The following is a 20456-nucleotide window of genomic DNA, read 5'->3' as shown; positions in this document are numbered from 1 at the left end:
TGTGAAAGAAACACAAAAAATGTTGAAATCCAATGAAAAATAACTATATTTGAACCGTCTAATCAGACGCACTTAGTGGTATACTTTTCAATTACTAAGTGGAGTACTTTTCAGTTATTATCTACATTCGTTGAGGGCACTCTATTATTACTATCTGGTGGAACAGTTCGGTGACATTCCCTTTCCGTTAAAGCCGTATGATGTACTTCAAACCGAAGGAGAACGGGTACCGGAAGCGGAAATTTATCAGCAGTTGATAACAGACTTGGAATCGGCTCAAAATATATTGCCGGATAAAAGTGCGGATTTCGGTCGTGTGACAAAAGGGATGGCTCAAATGTTGTTGTCTAAATTGTATCTGACGAGAGGATATAAGCCGTTTGCACAGACTGGCGATTTCGAGAATGCTGCCAAGTATGCCGATGCCATTATTAACAGTGGCACTTATCGGTTGTTGGATGAGTTCCAGAAGATTTTCACCCCAGGAAATGAGAAGAACGAAGAAATTATTTTCTCCGTGCAGTATACGAAAGACAAACTGTTGAATGGAAGTGGAAACAACTATCATTCCAAGTTCGGTATTGCTTACGATAACTTTATCGGTGGACAGCGTTCCAATTACTACAACAGACATATCCGTGTTTATAATGAGACATTCCATACAATTGAATGTTTCGGTGTCGACACATTGAATCATCCCGGCCAGTCATACAAGGTGCCGAGTCTGTTGAACCCGTTGGATCGGTTCCCCGAAAATTGTTCGTATAAGATTGACAAACGGTATGACGCTACGTTCAGGAGGTTATGCATGGTCGAAGTTTCAACTTTTGCTGCCCGTAAATATGGTATAGACCAGACGACGAAGTTCCAGGTTTGGGCTGCCGGGGAAGGCAGTAGTAAGGTGGACTTGACCTACGACCCGTCACAATACCATATAAATGTGGATTATTGGCAGGGTACAGGTCGTGATACGAGTCTGTATATCCCGGCTCCGGACGAGTCTCATTTGTGGCCGGCAGAACGATTCATGAATGTTCCCTATGGCGTTGTTCCCCGAAAGCTGTGGTTTAAGGACAATAACAGCAAGGAGAAAAAGATGTTTGAGGAGGCATATGGCGAAGTACCGAATACGTTGTGGTTTCATACCGACTGGTTGCAGGCACGTCCGTTTATCGACAAATTCTGGGAACCGGAGTCTTATTATGATGACAACCAAGGTGTGAGAGACTTGTTCCTGATGCGTTTGGGTGAGGTCTACCTGATTGCCGCCGAAGCCTATTATAAAGCCGGCAATTCCGCTTTGGCTGCCGAACGTATCAATACGATCCGTCGGAGAGCTTGCGGAAGCGATTATATGGATATAAAGGCAGCGGATGTCGATATCGACTTTATCTTGGACGAACGTACACGCGAATTGGCTGCCGAAGAATTGCGTTGGGTTGAACTGAAACGTACCGGCAAGCTGAAAGAACGTACCTTGAAATACAATTATTGGGCAAACAGTCCTTTCATACCGGGAGGTAAGCCTTATTTGGACGATTTTCATTATCTTCGTCCGATTCCTTATTCCTGGTGGTCGCTTCTTTCCAACAAGGAGGATGTGAAGCAGAATCCGGGGTATGAATAAAGGTATTTGAAACAGGATTGTTTAGGATTATAGGGAAAGGGTACGTTTGTGCCCTTTCTTTTTTCAGTAAAATAAAAACAGATGTATATGAATAATGTAAGACGATTTTGGTTGTTTGTATTTTTAGTTGTAGTATTTTGTCTGCCGACAATGGGGGCTAAGTCACCGGTCGACTATGTCCGTCCTCAAATCGATTCGCACAAGTCGCGTTGGTTCTATTTCTCATCGGCTTGCCGGCCGTTCGGGATGGTCAGCCTGAGTCCGGACACGTGGGTGAAGGGCTCTTGGAATTCGGGGTATCTGTACGACTCGACGGAGGTGCGTTGTTTCAGTCACATTCATTGCTGGCAGATTTCGGGCATTCCGGTCATGCCGACGACGGGAGATATTTTGGGGCATAAAGGGATGGAGGCGTACAAGTCGCCATTCTCGCACGACAAGGAGACGGTCAAGCCGGGCTATCATAAACTGACGCTTGACCGGTATGGCATTGATGTGGAATTGACCTCCACGACCCGTGTCGGGATGCACCGTTACCGTTTCCCGAAGGGAGAGAAGGCGAATGTACTGTTTGATACCGGGGCTTTCCTCGGGCATGGAAAGATGCAGTCGGCCGCCGTCCGCAAGGCATCGGACAAGGAGGTGCGCGGATATGCGGTCATGGCGCCGACGGGCCGCCGTCCGAAGCCGGTGAAGGTATGGTTCGTCGCTCGTTTCGACCAGCCGTTCTCTGAATTCGGCGGTTGGGAAATGGATGGCAAGGAAAAACGGTTGGTACGCAAACAGGCGTTGGAAGGAGCGAACGTGGGCGGCTATGTCTGTTTTGATAAATTGAAGTCCACCACTGTACAGATGAAAGTCGCCATCTCGTATGTCAGCGAAGAGCAGGCCGGGTTGAACATGAATGCGGAACTCGACCATTGGGACTTCGACCGGGTGAAGAAGGATGCCTTTGCTGAATGGAACCGGGAGTTAGGAAAGATCACCGTCGAGGGCGGCACGGAGCAGGAACGGATCAAGTTCTATACGGACTTGTGGCATTCCTTGCTGGGACGACATATCTTTTCGGATGCTAACGGGAAGTACTTGGACAACACGGGTGAGTCTCCTCGCATACGGCAGGTTCCGTTGCAGGACGGCAAACCGGTCCGCAATACGCATAACTCGGACGGGCTTTGGGGGTCGGAGTTCAATCTCAATGTCTTGTGGTCTATCGCTTACCCGCGTGTGATGAGTGAGTTTGTTTCTACGTTTGTGGACTATTACCATAACGGCGGTATGATTGCACGGGGACCGAGCGGCGGCGATTACACGTATGTGATGGTCGGCGACCAGGTCACTCCTTTGATCGCAGCTGCCTATAATAAAGGTATCCGGGATTTCGACATAGATGCTGCTTATGCTGGTTGCCTGAAGAACTCCGAACCGGGTGGTATCCGGGATTATGTCGGATACGGGAGAACTCCAAATGCTTTTATGGAACATTATGTAGCCAAAGGATTCGTCCCCGAAGAGATTTTCGGAAAAGGCATGCACAAGGAAGGATGCGGCATGACTCTGTTTTTCGCCTATCAAGACTGGTGCATGGGACAGTTTGCCAAAGGATTAGGAAAAGAAGAGGCATATAAGAAGTACGATAGCCGTTCATACAACTATCGTTATATGTATGACAAACAGAGCGGTTGGATGCGTCCGCGTATGGCCGACGGTTCCTGGTTGAAAGACTTTGCTCCGGTAGGGAAAGGCTTCAATATGCCGGGATTCGTAGAGAGCAATGCGGCGATCTATACCTATTACGTTCCTCAAAACATTCGAGACTTGATTTATTTGATAGGAGGGAAAAAGGCTTTTGTGGAAAAACTAAACAAGCAGTTCGAACTGGCTGCCCCGAATAATTTCATCACGGCTCATGGCGCTCATGCCGAGAATTGGGTTGATTACGAGAACCAGCCTTCTTTGCACATGGCGCATCTGTTCAATCACGCCGGCGCACCGTGGCTGACCCAATACTGGGTGAGACGTATCAAGAAGGAGGTCTTCGGCGACATCACCCCTTATGGCGGCTATAACGGCGATGAGGATCAGGGGCAGATGGGAGCATTAGGCGTACTGATGGCAATCGGATTGTTTGATGTGCAGGGTGGTGCTTCCGTTGATCCGCAATATGAAATTACTTCACCGATTTTCGACAAAGTGACGATTAAGTTAGATAATACGTACTATCCGGGTAGAGAGTTTGTGATTCGGACAAAGAACAATTCACCTGGAAATATTTATATCCAATCCGTTCGGCTGAATGGTCAACCGTTAAAAACATATCATTTTCCACATAGTGAGTTGATAAAAGGCGGTACGTTGGATATCGATTTGGGGCCTCAACCTAATAAGGAATGGGGAGTGGAGTTAGAATAGAAGAGCAGGATCAACGGCAGATAATCTTTCAGCGTTATCCGTAATTGTTTTAATGCCTGTTGTATCCGATAGTCGACGGTTTTAGGGGATACTTGCAAGACTTCGGCAATTTCTTTATAGCTTTTATTATCGAAGCGGTGCATGACGAATGCCTCCCGGTAAGCGGGGGGCAAAGCATCTACCGCTTCCCTGATCCTTCTTTGCAGCTCTTCGAGTTGGTAGAAATCGGTGTCCTGTAGCATCTCCTGCATATTTTCGTAGAAAAGGGTATCGGCTCTTAGTTGGGATTGATGGCGGACAATCAGATTGATGGCGCGATGATAGACCGCTTTGAACAGATATTGGCTAAGTGACGTTTCGAAGATTTGCCTTTCCCGGTTTTCCCATAACCACAGCATCACATCCTGCACGACCTCCTCGGCATCTTTCAATTCTACAAACTTTGTCGCATAAGCACAGAGCATCGGATAGTATCTCCTGAACAAGACACCATAGGCTTTTAGATCTCCATGTTGCATGGCTGAAAGTAAAAAGCGTTCTTCTGTGGTTTGTAGTTTCTCTCCTTCCATATATCTGTTCACAAAGATAAGAAACTGTTTTGACTTTTGTATGGTAGCAAAAAAATATTGAAAAAAGATGGTTTTTCGTTTAGGAATCCGTTCGACTTCTCTTGTCTAATAAGTAAACAAGGATAAATATACACATGGAAACACCGAATACAGATATAATAGAATACCTTCTGCCCCGCTATTGTTCCGGCGAAGCGACAGTCGAGGAATGCCGGCGGGTCGAGGAATGGATAAAGCAATCGGATGAAAATTACCGGGTTGCCAAGCAGATCCATACGCTTTATCTGGCCACGGATACGATGCAGGTATTGTCGAAAGTGGATACGGAAAAAGCATTGTCTTCTGTTTGTCAAAAGATGAGTAAAGACAGTGTTCGTCCTAAAGTAACCCTGGTTACTTGGCTGCAACGTGTTGCAGCCATCCTGTTTATGCCTCTGTTGATAGCCTTCGGCATACAGAATCTGAAACATCGCCCGGTCGAAATAGCCCAGACGATTGAAGTAAAAACGAATCCGGGCATGACGACCACGGTTCATCTGCCGGACGGTTCTGTTGTCCATCTTAATTCGGAATCGAAACTGTCTTATCCGTCTTTCTTCGATAAGGACAAAAGAAGGGTGACTTTGCAGGGAGAGGCTTTTTTTGAAGTGCAGAAAGATCCGGAACACGGCTTTGTCATCTCTACTCCCCATGAAACGAAAATAGAGGTGTTGGGCACTTCTTTCAATGTCGAAGCATTCGAAAAAGACGCTTTTGTCTCTACTACCTTAATTGAAGGAAAGGTGCGCTTCGATTATATGAAAAACCGGCAGTCCACAGCCGTACTGATGAAACCCGGACAGAAACTGACCTATGATTCTTCTTCTTCCCGGATACAACTGACCGAAACGAATGGCGAGTCGGAAATTGCCTGGAAAGACGGAAAGATTGTTTTCCATGCGACTCCTCTGCCAGAAGCCTTGCGGATGCTGGAGAAGCGGTTTAATGTAACTTTCGTATTATCCAATGACCGTCTTCGGAGTGAAGCGTTTACCGGATCTTTCAGTCATCAACGGTTGGAGCGCATATTGGAAATCTTCAGGATATCATCCAATATCAAATGGCGTTATCTGGATACACAAGATACCATGAATGAAAAAACGAGAATAGAAATCTATTAAACAATCAAAGTAAACATGAAAAACAGACCTCCTTAAAGAAAAACATCCGGAAGAATATTGGCGTATTCTCCCGGATGAAATGAGTTAACTTTAAAACGCTTGTTTGGCGACAAGCAGTAATAAATCATTTTTTATTAAATACATCACAACAAAGTTATGCAAAAACATTTTAATACCCAACTGTTTTGGGTACCAGAGTCGCTTTGGTTTACCTTAAACAAAATTCCAAGAGTTATGAAGCTATACATCTTCTTACTATTCTGTTCGATCGGTTTGGCGCAAGCTACGAACAGCTATGCTCAAAAAGCCACTGTCAGTTTGAACATCCGGAATCAAACGGTCCAGTCGGTTTTAGACGAAATTGAAAACCAATCGGATTTTTCGTTCTTTTTCAATACGAAACATGTCGATCTGAACAGGAGGGTTTCTGTGAATACGAAAAAAAGCGACATCTTTAAGGTCTTGGAAACGGTCTTTTCGGGGACAAATGTGCGCTATTCAGTGGTGGATAAGAAGATTATTCTTTCTGCAGAACCAGCTTCAGTTTCCGTTGTTCAACAGAATAAGAAAACGGTAAGCGGCGTTGTAAAGGACGAAAACGGCGAACCGGTTATTGGTGCGAATGTAGTAGAGAAAGGAACAACCAACGGAACGGTGACGAATATGGATGGCAAATACACATTGACGGTTTCACCGGGAAGCAATTTGCAGATCTCTTATATCGGTTTCAATGAACAGGTAGTAAAAATTGGCAAGGAGAGTGTGATCAATATAACATTGCGGGAAGATACGCAGGCTTTGGACGAAGTTGTAGTCGTTGGTTACGGTACGGTGAAGAAAGGCAATTTGACCAATGCGGTAACTTCTGTTAAAGCCGATGTGTTGGAAAACCGCCCTGTTAGTTCAATGGCTGATGCCTTGCAAGGTCAAGTTCCGGGATTGTCGATCGTTCAGTCCGGTCGTCCGGGTAAGGCTGCCAGTATGCAGTTGCGTGGTGCTACTTCTTTAAATAAAAAGGCCGATGATAAATATTCGAATGGTGCTCCTTTGTTGCTGGTCGATGGTATTCCGACCGATGCTGAAAATTTCAATTACCTGAATGTGGAAGATATCGAAAGCATGTCTGTTTTGAAAGATGCCGCTTCGGCTGCTATTTACGGTTCGCGTGCTGCAAACGGTGTTATCTTGGTTACAACCAAGCGTGGTAAGTCCGGCAAACCTGTTTTCCGTTATAATGGTTATGTCGGGGTAAACACTCCAACTGAAATGCCTAAGATGGTTAGCTCGGAAAAGTATGCTCGTATGCGTAATGAAGCTATGTACAATTTGAAGCCGGAAGAGGGCAGAAACCAGTATTATAGCGAAGAGCAAATACGCAAATATGCTGACGGTTCCGACCGGAATCATTATGGCAATACAGACTGGATTGACTTGATGTTTGAAAACAGCATCACTACTCGCCATGCGATTTCGGCTACCGGTGGTGCCGAGAATATCAAGTATTTTTTGAGTGCCGGCTTGGATTACCAAACAGGTGCATTGCCCGAATCACAGCACAAAGTCTATAATGTCCGTTCGAACATTGATGCCCAATTGACTAAAAAGTTGAGCTTGTCATTCGACATGCGTTACATCTTGAGACAAAAGAACGAAGTGGATGATATGGATGGCATCATCAGCGATGTATATAAAATGAATCCTACCGATATCGCTTATTATACGGATGGCAGCTATGCCATGAACGCTAAATCGGTTGTCAATCCTATGGCTGATTTGCACCAGAGAGGTCATAATTTGAATGACACTCACGATGCATCAGGAACTTTTAAGGTCAAATACGATATTTGGGATGGCTTGAAATTCCAAGGTGTTGCTAACGTGAATTTTAAGTTTGACAAATCGACTACTTTCAAGCGCATGGTTGGCTATACCAATTATGATACTCAGGAAGTGACTTATATGGGGCAAAATGCATTGGATGAAGGGCGTGACTTTACCCAATACTACAACTTGCAGGCTTTGCTTACTTATCAGAAGAAATTTGGTGAACACAACTTGGATATCTTGGCCGGATATCAGCAGGAAAATGAAAAGTGGGATGGTATCAGTGCTTATCGCGACGGATTCCCTACCGATATTCTGCATGTACTTGATGGCGGTTCGAAAGAGAATTGGTCAAACGGAGGTTCGGCTACTCACTGGGCAATCGCTTCTTTTATCGGTAGCTTGAACTATGACTATGCCAGCAAGTACTTGCTTTCTTTGAAGATGCGTTCGGATGGTTCCTCACGTCTGGCGAGCGGCAGCCGTTGGTCGACTTTCCCTTCCGTATCGGCTGCATGGCGAATTAGCAGTGAAAGCTTCATGGAAAAGACACAAGATTATTTGAACGATTTGAAAATTCGCGCTTCTTGGGGGTTGACAGGTGCTACTACCGGTGTAGGCCTTTATCCGAGTTATTCTACGATTGGATTTGGAAACGCAGCTTTGGGCAATCAGTATATCCTGTCTGCCTATTTAAGTGGATTGGGAAACTCTGAATTGGGGTGGGAAAAGACTTCCATGCTTGACTTCGGCTTCGATGCCCGTACGTTGGATAACCGTTTGGGCGTAACATTCGACTACTATATTAAGAATACGAAAGATATCTTGATCGGTTTGCCCGTACCTTTGGAATATGGCTTTGATAAACCCAATGTCAATATCGGTGAAGTGCAAAACAACGGTTGGGAATTGGAATTGAGCTGGAATGACAATATCGGTGAATTCAGATATGGTATTCAAGCAAACTTGTCTAACAACAAGAACGAAGTAAAAGACTTAGGCGGTACGAGCCCTTGGAAGGACGGTTATACGGCAGAAGGTTTGGCCATGAATTCCTACTACGGTTATGAAGCGTTAGGTTTGTTCCAGACGGAAGAAGAAGTGAAGAATTCGCCCGTTTACAGCCGTCGTTACGCGAAACCCGGCGATGTGAAGTACAAAGATCAGAACAATGACGGCGTGATCGATGCCGATGACCGTGTGGTTTTGGGCGACCGCGATCCGCACTATCTGTTTGGCGTCACCTTGAATGGTGCATGGAAAGGTTTTGACTTTAGTGTCTTCTTCCAAGGGGTTGGCAAGCGCAACTATATATTGAACGGTCCGAGCATCCGTCCGCTCTCCGACCAAGGGAAAGGCCCGGCCTTCGAGCATCAGTTGGATTATTGGACCGAAGACAACCGCGATGCCAAATATCCACGTCTGTTGGAAGCAACAAGCTCATTGGGATTCAACCATATGACTTCCGACTATTGGATGATTAACGCCGGTTATTTGCGTCTGAAGAACTTGCAGGTGGGGTATAACTTCTCGAACGATTTGTTGAAGAATACGGGATTCTCCAATATCCGTCTCTATTTTTCGGCAAACAACCTGTTTACCATTAGCAATTTCACTCCCGGATACGACCCGGAGACACTCAACGCATATACATATCCGTTGTCTCGAACTTATTCGTTTGGTTTAAATCTACAGTTTTAATTGAATAAAAAGATAGTGTAATGAAAACTTTAAAACATATCATGATGGCAACGCTTTGTACGGTTGCCTTAACAGGATGCGATGACTTCTTAACGACTCCTCCGTTGGATCAAATTCCGGAAGATGCATGGTGGAAAAGCGAGCAGCAGGCTAAAATGATGGTAGACGGGTGCTACGACTATGTTTATGAAGGGGATGGCGATAATATCATCGCTTTTCGTGACGCTTGGACCGACAACTCGACATGGTGGGGGCTCGAACATTTTGCCAACGGTGATTTGCGACCGACTTCTCGTGGCCTGCAGGACGAGTGGAAATATAAATCCATCGCTCAGATGAACTATGTGCTTCATGGATTGGAACTGTCTAAAGAATATCTGACTCCGGATCAATATGCACACATGCGTGCCGAAGTTCGTTTTATCCGTGCATTGAATTACTATGACATGCTTTTTTTCTTCGGAGATGTACCTTTGGTTGATAAGGTGTTGACCGTAGATGAGTCGCGTGAACTGACACGTACGCCTCGTGCCGATGTGTACGAATTTGTGATTAAAGAATTGGAAGAATGTTTAGTGGATATCAAGAAGGCTCCTAACTTTGAATCGGGCCGCGTCACCGAAGATGTGGTCAACGCCATGATCGCTCGTGTTTCTTTGCATGAGGCGGCTAAGTCAAAATATATAAGCTTCTTGAAAAATAGCAAAGAGTCAACCGAAGATCTTTATAAAAGAGTCTTGACTGCAACTCAGGCTATCATAGACGGTGGGCGTTACGGCTTATACCGTGCCTACGACGGCGATCCTAAAAAGCATAGCTACGAAGAGTTATTCCGCCCTCAAGCCGATGGAAACAACAATGAAGTGATTTTCGAACGCCAATACTTCCCTTCCTTGAAGACGCATAGCTTGAATAACAACCTTTCCTATCCATCGTCTGTCTATTGCGGGTGGAAGGGCTTACTTCCTTTGCAGGACATTGTCGACGAATATGAATGTATCGAAGGCCACCCATATGATCAATGCGAAACGTTGAACTGTCCTCACGTGGCCAAACGTGCGGAATTAGACCAAGCCGGCATGTTGAGCTATGGTGAATATGAATTTCGTGACCCTCGTTTGAAATCGACGATTATTCACCCGGGATGGGAATGGATCAAAGGCGGTAAAGTCGATTCGCATTATGGCGTGGAAGATCCCGATAGCCGTGATTATATTGGCAAAGAACCTGTAAGCACCGGCTTTTTGTTGACCAAGTGGACTGACTTGGAAGGAGAAGAACCGGATCGCTGGCTGGGACATAAGAACATAACCATCTTCCGCTACGCGGATATCCTGTTGATGAGGGCTGAAGCCTTGATAGAGTTAAACGAAAACTTAGGCGAAGCCTTGAGCCTTATTAACGATATCCGTAATCGTGCAGAAATGCCCGAATATCCGGCCGTGACCAGTCAAAGTGATATGATTGCCAAAGTGCGCCACGAACGTCGTGTCGAAACGGCTTTCGAAGGTTTGCGTTACTACGATATCATACGGTGGGGCATTGCGCCTAAAGTACTTAACGGACCGGCCTATGGATGGAAACGTTGGAATCCCGAAACTCAGAAACATGATAATCCGTATGTGTTCGAAAAGCGTATTTGGGACGATGTGCAAGGACGTTATTTTTGGCCTATTCCTCAAGCTTCTATCGATCAAAACGAAAATATCAAGCAACAAGAGGATAAATGGTGGTTGCGTTAATTTGTAAACGAATCGTTTATGGATTAGTAGAATCGTCATTCTAAAAGAGATAGCAACTTTTCGAGTATTTAGTCAGAAGCACGACTACTTCAAAAGTTGCTATTCTCGTTTTTGCATGAGTTTTGTCTTAACTCCGTTCCTGTTGATCGGATTTATATTGGAGATGAAATTGGAAATTGAAAATAGAAGATGAGTGTTAAAGGCAATGAAAAGAATGTTTTCCAATGAGTTGAAAGTTTATGATGTAGAATAAAAACAAGCAATGATATGAACTTGAAGTTTTATTTTTTAGAAATATTATTCCTGTCTTTGACATTGTCTGTGGCTGAAGCGCAACAAGTCTGGACTCCGGATAATGGAGATGGGACATTTACAAACCCGATTATGTGGGGCGATTGGCCGGATCCGGATGTCATTCGTGTGGGAGATGATTTTTATTTCGTTTCTACAAGTATGCATTATGTTCCGGGATGCCCGATTGCTAAGTCGAAAGATTTGGTCAATTGGGAAATTGTCGGTTATGCAATAGATCGTTATGATGAAGATCCGCGATATGACCTTAAAGGGGGAAATCTGTATCTGAATGGTTCTTGGGCGAACTCGATACGCTATCATGATGGGAAGTTTTATGTCTTTTTTTGTACTCCTTATGGATGGGGAACGGAAACCGGTCATTTTTCGGTTTGTGAAGCAGAAAAGCCGGAGGGACCTTGGACCAGAACGATTTTCCCCGATTATCTATATGATCCCGGCGTCTTGTTTGATGACGACGGCAGGGTTTATGTCGTGCATGGACAGAAGACTCTGTATGTGTCGGAATTGAACGCGGATTTGAAGTCGGTCAAGAGCGGGCCTGTTGAGATTTGGAATAAGAACATTTATAATGAAGATCAGAAGAGAAGTGCTGCAATGGAGGGATCTCATGTGTACAAAATCAATGGGATGTACTACATTCTTTGCCCTGCAGGGGGAACGGAAGGGTGGCAAGTCTGTCTTCGTTCAAAAAGTATTTATGGACCTTTTGAGCATAAAGTGGTTTTTAGCGATAATAGTTCTTATCCGCCTAACGGTCCTCATCAGGGCGGAATGGTGCAGTTGAAAAACGGAGATTGGTGGTTTATAATCATGCAAGACCGTGATAAGATCGGACGCGTCCCTTGTCTGTTGCCAGTAAAATGGGTGGATGGTTGGCCTATGTTAGGAGCGAATGGTAAGGATGCCGTTGCTTATCGGAAACCGAATGTCGGGAAGACATATAAAATCAAGAATCCGGCGACTACAGACGAGTTTGAAAGTAAGCGCTTGGGTTTGCAATGGCAATGGAATCATAATCCGGATAATAAACGGTGGTCTCTTACGGAACGTCCGGGTTATATGCGTTTGAAAGCTTCGCAAGCGGAGGATTTGAAAAGTGCTCGCAATACGTTGACTCAACGTGTGCAAGGACCGAGTTCGTCCGGTACGGTAGAGATGGATGTGGCTGGCTTGAAGGATGGAAATGTGGCCGGTTTTGGCATATTTCAATTTCCTTATGCTTATGTCGGTGTACAACAGGTTGAAGGGAAGCGGAAAGTGGTGATGTGTAACAACGGGCAGATCATCGAAACGGTAGTGGATGATTTGAAACAAGATAAAGTCTGGATACGGGCACGTGTAACGGATAAGGATTGGACGGCCCGTTTTTATTGCAGCTTGGATGGCGTAGCGTTTTTTCCTGTCGGGAACGTGTTGAACATGGATTTGGGACTTTGTTTTACAGGTAACCGCTTTGCTCTTTTCAATTATTCGGTGACGGAAGAGGGAGTCGATGGATTTGTTGATTTTAATTGGTTTCGGTTTTATGGAAAATAGTAGGGTGAAGTCCGTTCTTTGGGGAGTCATTGTGTGTTTGAACTTAGTCGCTTGGTGTGCTTGGGGACAGCGGCAAGTCTCCGATTTTGATCGCGACTGGCGTTTTGCCCGTTTTGGTTTGCAGGCCGACGGGACACGTTTGCCGGAGCCGGATTCGCTGGAAGCATATGAGGCCGACGATGCGGGTTGGCGCAAACTGGATGTCCCGCATGACTGGGCTATCGAAGGTCCTTTCCGTATCGAACTGGAAGGCTATACCGGCAAATTGCCCTGGAAAGGAATTGGTTGGTATCGGAAACATTTCGATGTGTCGGGCAAAGATAAGACGAAGCGTTTCTATCTGGATTTCGATGGGGCGATGGCCAATGCTGAAGTCTGGCTGAACGGTCGGAAAGTGGGGGAGCGTCCGTTTGGCTACAGCTCTTTCCGTGTAGACCTGACGCCCTATCTGCGCTATGGGGCAGACAATGTGGTGGCGGTCCGGCTGGATACGGAGAGGTATGACTCGCGCTGGTATCCGGGTGCCGGTATCTATCGGCACGTTCGTTTGGTCGAGACCGGGCCGGTTCATGTCGGCCAATGGGGTGTCTTTGTGACGACACCTGAGGTGACAGATGCCTATGCAACCGCTTCCGTACGGGTAGAGGTTGAAAACCACCGGTCCTCAGCCGTCGAAGGACAATACAAGGTGGATATTTATGAGCTGGATGCAAATGATGTGGCGGGCCGGAAGGTTGCATCGACAACCAAGCAACCGTTGGATTTGGCGGCGGTATCTGTAGTGATAGACTCGGTTTCTTTGCGCGTGGAATCTCCCAAAAGATGGGATTTGGAGCATACGCACCGCTACTTGGCAAGCGTCTCAGTGTATGAAAAGAACAAATTGGTGGATGTCTATGAGACGCCTTTCGGTTTTCGCACAATCCGCTTCACGCACGACAACGGCTTTCTGCTGAACGGAAAGCGTGTGCCTCTTAATGGAACATGCAACCACCACGATCTGGGAGCGCTGGGGGCAGCGATCAACAAGGTTGCGTTGGAACGCCAGTTACGGATCTTGAAGAGTTTCGGTTGCAATGCATTGCGTACGTCCCACAATCCGCCCGCACCTGAGTTGTTGGAGTTGGCTGACAAGATGGGCTTCCTTGTGATGGATGAACTTTTTGATTGTTGGACAGTCGGGAAGAAAAAGAAGGATTATAGCACGCTGTTCGATAAGTGGCATGAAAAAGATATAGAGATGTTGATCTGTCGGGATCGTAACCACCCGTCGGTCATTATGTGGAGCACCGGTAACGAAGTGTATGAACAATATAAACCGGAGATAGGTATTGCTCGGCATCTGACAGAGGTGGTACATCGTTTCGACACGACCCGTCCTGCGACGTTCGGCGCTTCTTATCCCAGCAAGTCGGCAATGAATGGGACGGAGTTGCAAGTAGATGTACATGGAATGAATTATGCGGCGGGTGTGTATGGCGGACCTGATTTTTATGGAGAATTTTTGAATAAGGAAGGGCATGAGCATCTTTCGGGCTATTCGAGCGAATCGAGTTCGACGATGAGTTCGCGTGGTGAATATTTTCCGCGCAAGTTCCATGTATCCTCCTACGACTTGACGGAACCCGGCTGGGGCGGACTGCCCGACTGGGAGTTTGCGGCTTTGGACAAATATCCGGCAATCTGTGGTGAGTTTGTCTGGACCGGCTTCGATTATTTGGGCGAACCGACCCCATATAACAGTGATGCCAGCGTTTTGCTCAATCATTCTGCCGCGATGACGAACGAAGAATTGCAAAAACAGCGTGAAGAGTTGGTACGCATAGAGCGCAATCGTCCGACATCGCGTAGCAGCTATTTTGGCATTGTCGATTTGGCAGGTTTCCCGAAAGACCGATACTATTTATATAAATCCCGTTGGATGCCTGACACGCCGATGGTGCATATCCTTCCGCATTGGAACTTCCCTGATAAGGTAGGTGAATCCATCCCCGTCTTTGTCTATACTTCGGGCGATGAGGTCGAACTCTTTTTGAACGGCAAGTCGTTGGGCAGGAAAGTGAAGAAACCTTTCGAATATCGCTTCCGTTGGGACAGCGTGACGTATGAATCCGGCGAACTGAAAGCAATTGCTTATAAGCAGCATGAAAAATGGGCGGAAGCGCAGGTACAGACAACCGGCAAGGCTGTCGCTCTGAAAGCCGTGCCGGATAAACGACAGATTAAGGCGGATGGCGAAGACTTGGTCTTTGTGACGGTTTCATTGGTCGATGAGGAGGGACGGAGTGTGCCGACGGAAGAACCTGTCATCTCTTGTAGTGTGGTTGGCGACGGCGAGATCGTGGCAACGGATAATGGTGATCCGACTTGTCTGATTACCTTTTCAGAGCCTGCTCGCCCGGCCTTCAACGGCTTGTTTTTGGCCATCGTCAAGGCAAAACGAGGAGGAACCAAACCCATCCGACTGACTGTGGAAGCGAAAGGATTGAAAAAAGCGGTGGTTGATATCGAGATATGAGCCGTGTTACCAATTGTCATTTAAGAAAAGATATATGAAAAAGAACAGTCGTATGAAGATCTGCTTGGCCGGTCTTCTTCTCACTCTTTTTACAGGGTGTGGTTTGGGAGAAAAGGAACTGCCGGTGGAAAGACCGGTAGCTACCTGTGCGGAAGGAGAACTGCTGGGATCCTGCCGGATCGAGCCGATGGAGGGAGATGTGCCCTATTCGATCCACGAAACGCAAGTCAAGCCGGTTCAGGGTAAACATGCTTTGGTCCTTGTCTTCAAGGCAGCAGACGGAGAAACGAAGGATGAGGACCTGATGGATTTGGAATGGCTTGCATTTGAAAATAAAGTATATAAACGATAAACTATATGAGATTGACAAACAAATTATGGATAATGTTGATGGCGATATGCCTGATCAACTTATTGGCCTGTGCTCCTAAAGAGAAGGAGAAACATGATTTTGCTGCTGGAAAAGGCACGTTTTTATTGGATGGCAAACCGTTTGTGGTAAAGGCTGCGGAAATCCATTATTCCCGTATTCCGGCCGAATATTGGGAACATCGTATTCAGATGTGTAGGGCCTTAGGTATGAACACGATCTGTATTTATGCCTTTTGGAACATCCATGAACAGAAACCGGGGCAGTTCGACTTTAAGGGACAGAACGACATTGCTGCTTTTTGTCGTTTGGCACAAAAGAACGGTATGTATATCATCTTGCGTCCGGGACCGTATGTCTGTTCGGAGTGGGAAATGGGAGGATTGCCTTGGTGGCTGTTAAAGAAAGAGGATATACAGTTGCGCACGAATGATCCTTATTTCTTGGAACGCACGAAGTTGTTCATGACGGAAATCGGTAAACAGTTGGCCGATTTGCAGGTAAGCCGGGGCGGGAACATCATCATGGTGCAGGTCGAAAACGAGTATGGCGCGTATGCGGTGGACAAACCTTATATCGCCAATATCCGGGACATGGTCAAGGAGGCCGGTTTTACGGACGTTCCGCTCTTTCAGTGCGACTGGAGTTCGACTTTCCAGTTAAACGGATTGGATGATCTGATCTGGACGATAAACTTCGGAACGGGAGCTGACATCGATGCCCAGTTCAAGAAGTTGAAGGAAGCGCGTCCGGATGCTCCGTTGATGTGCAGCGAGTTCTGGAGCGGTTGGTTCGACCATTGGGGACGTAAGCATGAGACACGCGATGCAGGCATCATGGTTTCCGGTATTCAAGATATGTTGGACCGCAACGTATCCTTCTCTTTGTATATGGCACACGGAGGAACGACTTTCGGCCACTGGGGAGGTGCGAACAGTCCGTCTTATTCAGCCATGTGTAGTTCTTATGATTACGATGCCCCGATCAGCGAAGCGGGCTGGGCAACTCCCAAATATTACAAATTGCGTGAACTCTTGTTGCAATATGCCGACTCCGGACAAGTGATTCCGGAAGTGCCTTCTGCTTATCCGTTAATCACGATTCCCGAATTTGAACTGAATGAAGTTACACCTTTGTTTGAAAATCTACCGGAACCGAAGTTCTCGGAAGAGATCAAGCCGATGGAACAGTTTGATCAAGGCTGGGGTACGATCTTGTATCGGACAGTCTTGCCGGAAGTGAAGGAGGGTACAACATTGTTGATCGACGAGGTGCACGATTGGGCACAGATCTTTGCTAATGGCAAATTGTTAGGTCGTTTAGACCGCCGACGTGGCGAAAACACATTAATTTTTCCGGATTTGGCTAAGGGAACTCAACTGGACATTCTGGTGGAAGCTATGGGACGTGTGAACTTTGACGTAGCGATTCATGATCGGAAAGGTATCACCGACAGGGTGGAATTGAGAAGTGAAACCGAGCGGACAGAACTTAAGAATTGGCAGGTTTACAACTTTCCGACCGACTATTCTTTCGTGAAAGATAAGAAATATGCGATAGGCAAGAGGTTAGATGTTCCGGCCTATTACCGGGCAACATTCAATTTGGATAAAGTGGGTGATGTATTTCTCGATATGCAAACCTGGGGAAAAGGTATGGTCTGGGTCAATGGAAAAGCAATGGGGCGCTTTTGGAAAATCGGACCGCAGCAGACATTATATATGCCAGGGTGCTGGTTGAAGAAAGGTGAAAATGAAATCATCGTCTTGGATCTCCTTGGACCGGACCGTGCTGTAGTGAAAGGGTTGGATAAACCGATTTTAGATATGTTGCGTGCAGAAATACCGGCTACTCACCGTATAGAAGGTCAGACCTTGAACCTGAAAGGTGAAAAGCCTGTAGCAAGCGGTTCCTTGAAGCGGGAAAGCGGTTGGCAGGAAGTACGTTTTGACAAATCATCGAAAGGTCGTTATTTTTGTTTGGAAGCCCTTAGTGCACAAGATGGTGAAAAGGTCGCCTCGTTGGCTGAATTTTATCTGCTTGACGAATCAGGTAAACCGTTGCCACGCTTGAAATGGAAGATTGCATACGCCGATAGTGAAAGTACCGGTTGGGGCAACTACACGGCAGACAAGATCTTCGATTTGCAGGAATCGACTTACTGGAGTACCCTTGACCATGATGCCTATCCGCATCAAGTCGTGATTGATTTGGGCGAAGAACAGACAATCTCCGGTTTCCGTTATTTGCCGCGTGTAGAAGAGGGATGCCCCGGAATGATAAAAGATTACAAGGTATTTGTAAAGGCAACGCCTTTTGCAATGTAATCTTTCTGAGTGAAAAAAGTTTTAATAAACGGCTATTATTCGCTCTGTTGTATGTTGGTAGATAATAATATTGTATTATGAAATTGGAAATATTCGGATGTTTGCTGATGTTGGCGGCATGTACGGGAGAGAAGTTGGCAAAAGAAAATGCTGATATGGTCTTTTATGAGAGGAAGAAATCGTTGATGACGGCTGTCTGGAAGGCACCGTTCGGTTATGAACAGGTGAAAAGTAATCATGCTCCGTTAGGACCTTACTTAGGAAATGGAGATGTCGGTATCGTCAGTTTTACATCAGTTGGAAGTCAGACGCTCCAACTGTCGAAAGTTGATTTCGTCACGGACGGTTGGGAAGACTGGGCGGGAAAAGGGGCGGCTGCTTTGCCTGCTGGTGGTGTGCAGATTGTGGTTGAGTCAGATTCGGTTGGCGGCTTTTTGTATGAGATGGACGAATTGAATGCTGAATTGCGGATGAAGAGCGGAACGGTGCTCCCGGTCGTTATGAAAACTTGGATAGGGACAGAAGAAAACATTATTGTGACAGAACTATCTACCTGCTCGAAAGAACCGGTATCGATAACGGTTGATACCTATGCTGGTGATACTTCGCCTCTTTATGCAACAACGGCCGCTATACAGGGAAATGTTGCCCAAGTGACGCGCCGGACCAATACTGAAGGCGGAATTCGTTGGATCTCACAAGTGGGCATCTCTACACGTGTTTTGGGAGCGGATGTTACCTCTGAACAGCTTTCGGATGCGAAGGTACGGACGAAGTTTACGTTTTCCAACCAAAAACCGGTACAAATCCTGACCTACGTGTCGGGAGGCGGAATGGACAATAATGCTCGTTTGGCTGAAGCCTACGAGGCTTTGAAGGCATGCGATGTGTCTCGGCTCCATGCGCTGAAGGCAGAAAAGGAGGCGTGGTGGAAAGAGATGTGGACTCGTTCGTATGTGGAGACTAACGATTCGTTGCTGAATCGTCATTATTTCTCGTCCATCTATTTGTTGGCTTCTGCCTACAATAGTCATTCTCCGGCTTGTGGTGGGATGTATGGTGTCTGGAATATGGACGATAAGATGATGTATCATGGTGACATTCACTTGAATTACAATAGTCAGGCTGGCTTTTATAGTGTGTTTTCGGCCAATCGTCCGGAGTTGGCGATGCCTTTTTATGATTTTATCGAAAAGATGGTACCCGAAGGCCGGAGGCGTGCCCGTGAGGAGATGGGGATCATGCACCCTTCTTGGAAAGGAAAGTCTTGTCGGGGTATTTTGTTTCCCGTATGCGGTTTAGGCATTGGTTCTTTTTATGGTGAGTATTGGCAGCAGACGATGGATGCCCCGTTCAATGTGCCATTGTTTAGTTGGTATTATGAATATACGGGTGATGAGACGTTCCTGCGTGAAAGGGCTTATCCTTTTATTCGAGAGTGTGGCGATTTCTATGAAGATTATTTAGACAAAGAACCGTTTGGTGATTCCTATCGTTATTCAATTACGACTGGTGGACATGAAGATTCCTGGGATTTGAATCCGCCTTCCGATTTGGCTTTTGTGGAACAGACCTTCCGCCTATTGCTGCGCTATAGCGGGATTTTGGGTGTCGATGAGGAACGACGGGCGTTATGGCAAGATATTTTAGGCCATTTGCCTGCATATAAAGTCATCATGCCGACTCAGGAACCTAACCTGGGATTGCCCGTCTATGCCAAGAACGAAGCCGGTTGGGACTGGCCGAGTCATGTCATTCAGATGCATCCTGTTTACCCCTGTGAAATCTTGCATTTCCATTCCGACAGTACCGCCTTGCAATTGGCTCGTAATACGTTATATTATTATGGCGTGTCGCAAAATGGATTGACCGAGACCATGAACGAGTTAGGGTTGAGTGCTTTTGTGATGGGAGCGCGTGTCGGCCTCTCGCCGGATATTTTGGTAGAGAAGATGCAGACGTTAATCCGGAGAGCCGGTGCTAATTTCCTGATTGCAGACGGTCATCATTGCTTGGAAAAGACGACGGTTGTGGAAACGGTCAATTCCATGATGCTTCAATCGGTTGAAGGGGTTTTGCACCTGTTCCCTTGCTGGTTACAAAAGCCGGCATCCTTTACCCGCTTGAGAACCAAAGGCGCATTCCTGGTTTCGGCAAGCTATGACGGTGAGAAGCTCACCGCTTTGCAGATTGAGAGTGAGAAAGGAAATATTTGTAAATTGTGTGATCCCTGGCAGGGAAAAGATGTGGTGGTCTTGGAAGATGGACAGCCTGTTTCTGTTAGGCGGGAAAACGGCATCTGGTCGTTCGAGACGCAGAGTGGATGTCTATATGAAGTCGTTCCCCGATGATTAA

Annotated in this window: 11 protein-coding genes; 10 read left to right on the top strand and 1 reads right to left on the bottom strand. The window is 46.3% G+C overall.

The genetic code is table 11. The annotated features are described in order from the left end of the window. Positions 1–130 precede the first annotated feature (130 nt). Both ACW6QF_RS15700 and ACW6QF_RS15695 read left to right on the top strand, forming a co-directional pair. Positions 131–1627 (top strand): RagB/SusD family nutrient uptake outer membrane protein, encoded by a 1497-nt coding sequence (locus ACW6QF_RS15700; RefSeq protein WP_456088500.1) that lies wholly within the window; start codon positions 131–133, stop codon positions 1625–1627. Positions 1628–1714: 87 nt separating this feature from the next. Beyond that, a complete protein-coding gene (locus ACW6QF_RS15695; protein WP_456088499.1) occupies positions 1715–4039 on the top strand; it encodes a GH92 family glycosyl hydrolase in 2325 nt (774 codons plus the stop codon). Here the strand turns inward: ACW6QF_RS15695 and ACW6QF_RS15690 are convergent. Beyond that, positions 4003–4608 carry an RNA polymerase sigma-70 factor gene (locus ACW6QF_RS15690; RefSeq protein ID WP_456088502.1) on the bottom strand — a complete coding sequence of 202 codons (606 nt, stop codon included), beginning with the start codon at positions 4606–4608 and terminating at the stop codon, positions 4003–4005. The genes ACW6QF_RS15695 and ACW6QF_RS15690 overlap by 37 nt on opposite strands. Before the next feature lie 134 nt (positions 4609–4742). On the opposite strand from ACW6QF_RS15690, the gene ACW6QF_RS15685 reads away from it, so the two are divergent. The 8 genes from ACW6QF_RS15685 (at position 4743) to ACW6QF_RS15650 (ending at position 20452) form a co-directional block, all read left to right on the top strand. Then, positions 4743–5768, top strand: coding sequence for a FecR family protein (locus tag ACW6QF_RS15685; protein WP_456088498.1), 1026 nt, complete (start codon positions 4743–4745; stop codon positions 5766–5768). A 234-nt stretch (positions 5769–6002) separates the two neighbouring features. Continuing rightward, on the top strand, positions 6003–9293 hold the full coding sequence (locus ACW6QF_RS15680; protein ID WP_456088497.1) for a TonB-dependent receptor: 3291 nt from the start codon (positions 6003–6005) through the stop codon (positions 9291–9293). A gap of 20 nt (positions 9294–9313) precedes the next feature. Further along, the gene (locus tag ACW6QF_RS15675) at positions 9314–11035 is read left to right on the top strand and encodes a RagB/SusD family nutrient uptake outer membrane protein (protein WP_456088496.1); all 1722 of its coding nucleotides are present in this window, start codon (positions 9314–9316) and stop codon (positions 11033–11035) included. Positions 11036–11302: 267 nt separating this feature from the next. Next, the gene (locus ACW6QF_RS15670) at positions 11303–12886 is read left to right on the top strand and encodes a glycoside hydrolase family 43 protein (protein ID WP_456088495.1); all 1584 of its coding nucleotides are present in this window, start codon (positions 11303–11305) and stop codon (positions 12884–12886) included. Further along, on the top strand, positions 12876–15404 hold the full coding sequence (gene galB, locus ACW6QF_RS15665) for a beta-galactosidase GalB (RefSeq protein ID WP_456088494.1): 2529 nt from the start codon (positions 12876–12878) through the stop codon (positions 15402–15404). The genes ACW6QF_RS15670 and galB overlap by 11 nt, the downstream gene beginning before the upstream one ends. Positions 15405–15438: 34 nt before the next feature. After that, positions 15439–15756, top strand: a complete 318-nt coding sequence (locus ACW6QF_RS15660; RefSeq protein ID WP_456088493.1) for a hypothetical protein — start codon at positions 15439–15441, stop codon at positions 15754–15756. A gap of 38 nt (positions 15757–15794) precedes the next feature. Continuing rightward, the gene (locus tag ACW6QF_RS15655) at positions 15795–18101 is read left to right on the top strand and encodes a beta-galactosidase (RefSeq protein ID WP_456088501.1); all 2307 of its coding nucleotides are present in this window, start codon (positions 15795–15797) and stop codon (positions 18099–18101) included. A 77-nt stretch (positions 18102–18178) separates the two neighbouring features. Beyond that, positions 18179–20452, top strand: coding sequence for a glycosyl hydrolase family 95 catalytic domain-containing protein (locus tag ACW6QF_RS15650; protein ID WP_456088492.1), 2274 nt, complete (start codon positions 18179–18181; stop codon positions 20450–20452). The last annotated feature ends 4 nt before the right edge of the window (positions 20453–20456 follow it).

The sequence above is a fragment of the Parabacteroides sp. genome, from assembly GCF_977054455.1.
This window is presented reverse-complemented; position numbering and strand designations above follow the sequence as displayed.

What these genes read in the sequence shown, in the direction of transcription:
- ACW6QF_RS15660 (WP_456088493.1), top strand. Translation starts at nt 15,439, where the DNA reads ATGAAAAAGAACAGTCGTATGAAGATCTGCTTGGCCGGTCTTCTTCTC.
- ACW6QF_RS15670 (WP_456088495.1), top strand. Translation starts at nt 11,303, where the DNA reads ATGAACTTGAAGTTTTATTTTTTAGAAATATTATTCCTGTCTTTGACA.
- ACW6QF_RS15650 (WP_456088492.1), top strand. Translation starts at nt 18,179, where the DNA reads ATGAAATTGGAAATATTCGGATGTTTGCTGATGTTGGCGGCATGTACG.
- galB (WP_456088494.1), top strand. Translation starts at nt 12,876, where the DNA reads ATGGAAAATAGTAGGGTGAAGTCCGTTCTTTGGGGAGTCATTGTGTGT.
- ACW6QF_RS15690 (WP_456088502.1), bottom strand. Translation starts at nt 4,608, where the DNA reads ATGGAAGGAGAGAAACTACAAACCACAGAAGAACGCTTTTTACTTTCA.
- ACW6QF_RS15655 (WP_456088501.1), top strand. Translation starts at nt 15,795, where the DNA reads ATGGCGATATGCCTGATCAACTTATTGGCCTGTGCTCCTAAAGAGAAG.
- ACW6QF_RS15680 (WP_456088497.1), top strand. Translation starts at nt 6,003, where the DNA reads ATGAAGCTATACATCTTCTTACTATTCTGTTCGATCGGTTTGGCGCAA.
- ACW6QF_RS15695 (WP_456088499.1), top strand. Translation starts at nt 1,715, where the DNA reads ATGAATAATGTAAGACGATTTTGGTTGTTTGTATTTTTAGTTGTAGTA.
- ACW6QF_RS15685 (WP_456088498.1), top strand. Translation starts at nt 4,743, where the DNA reads ATGGAAACACCGAATACAGATATAATAGAATACCTTCTGCCCCGCTAT.
- ACW6QF_RS15675 (WP_456088496.1), top strand. Translation starts at nt 9,314, where the DNA reads ATGAAAACTTTAAAACATATCATGATGGCAACGCTTTGTACGGTTGCC.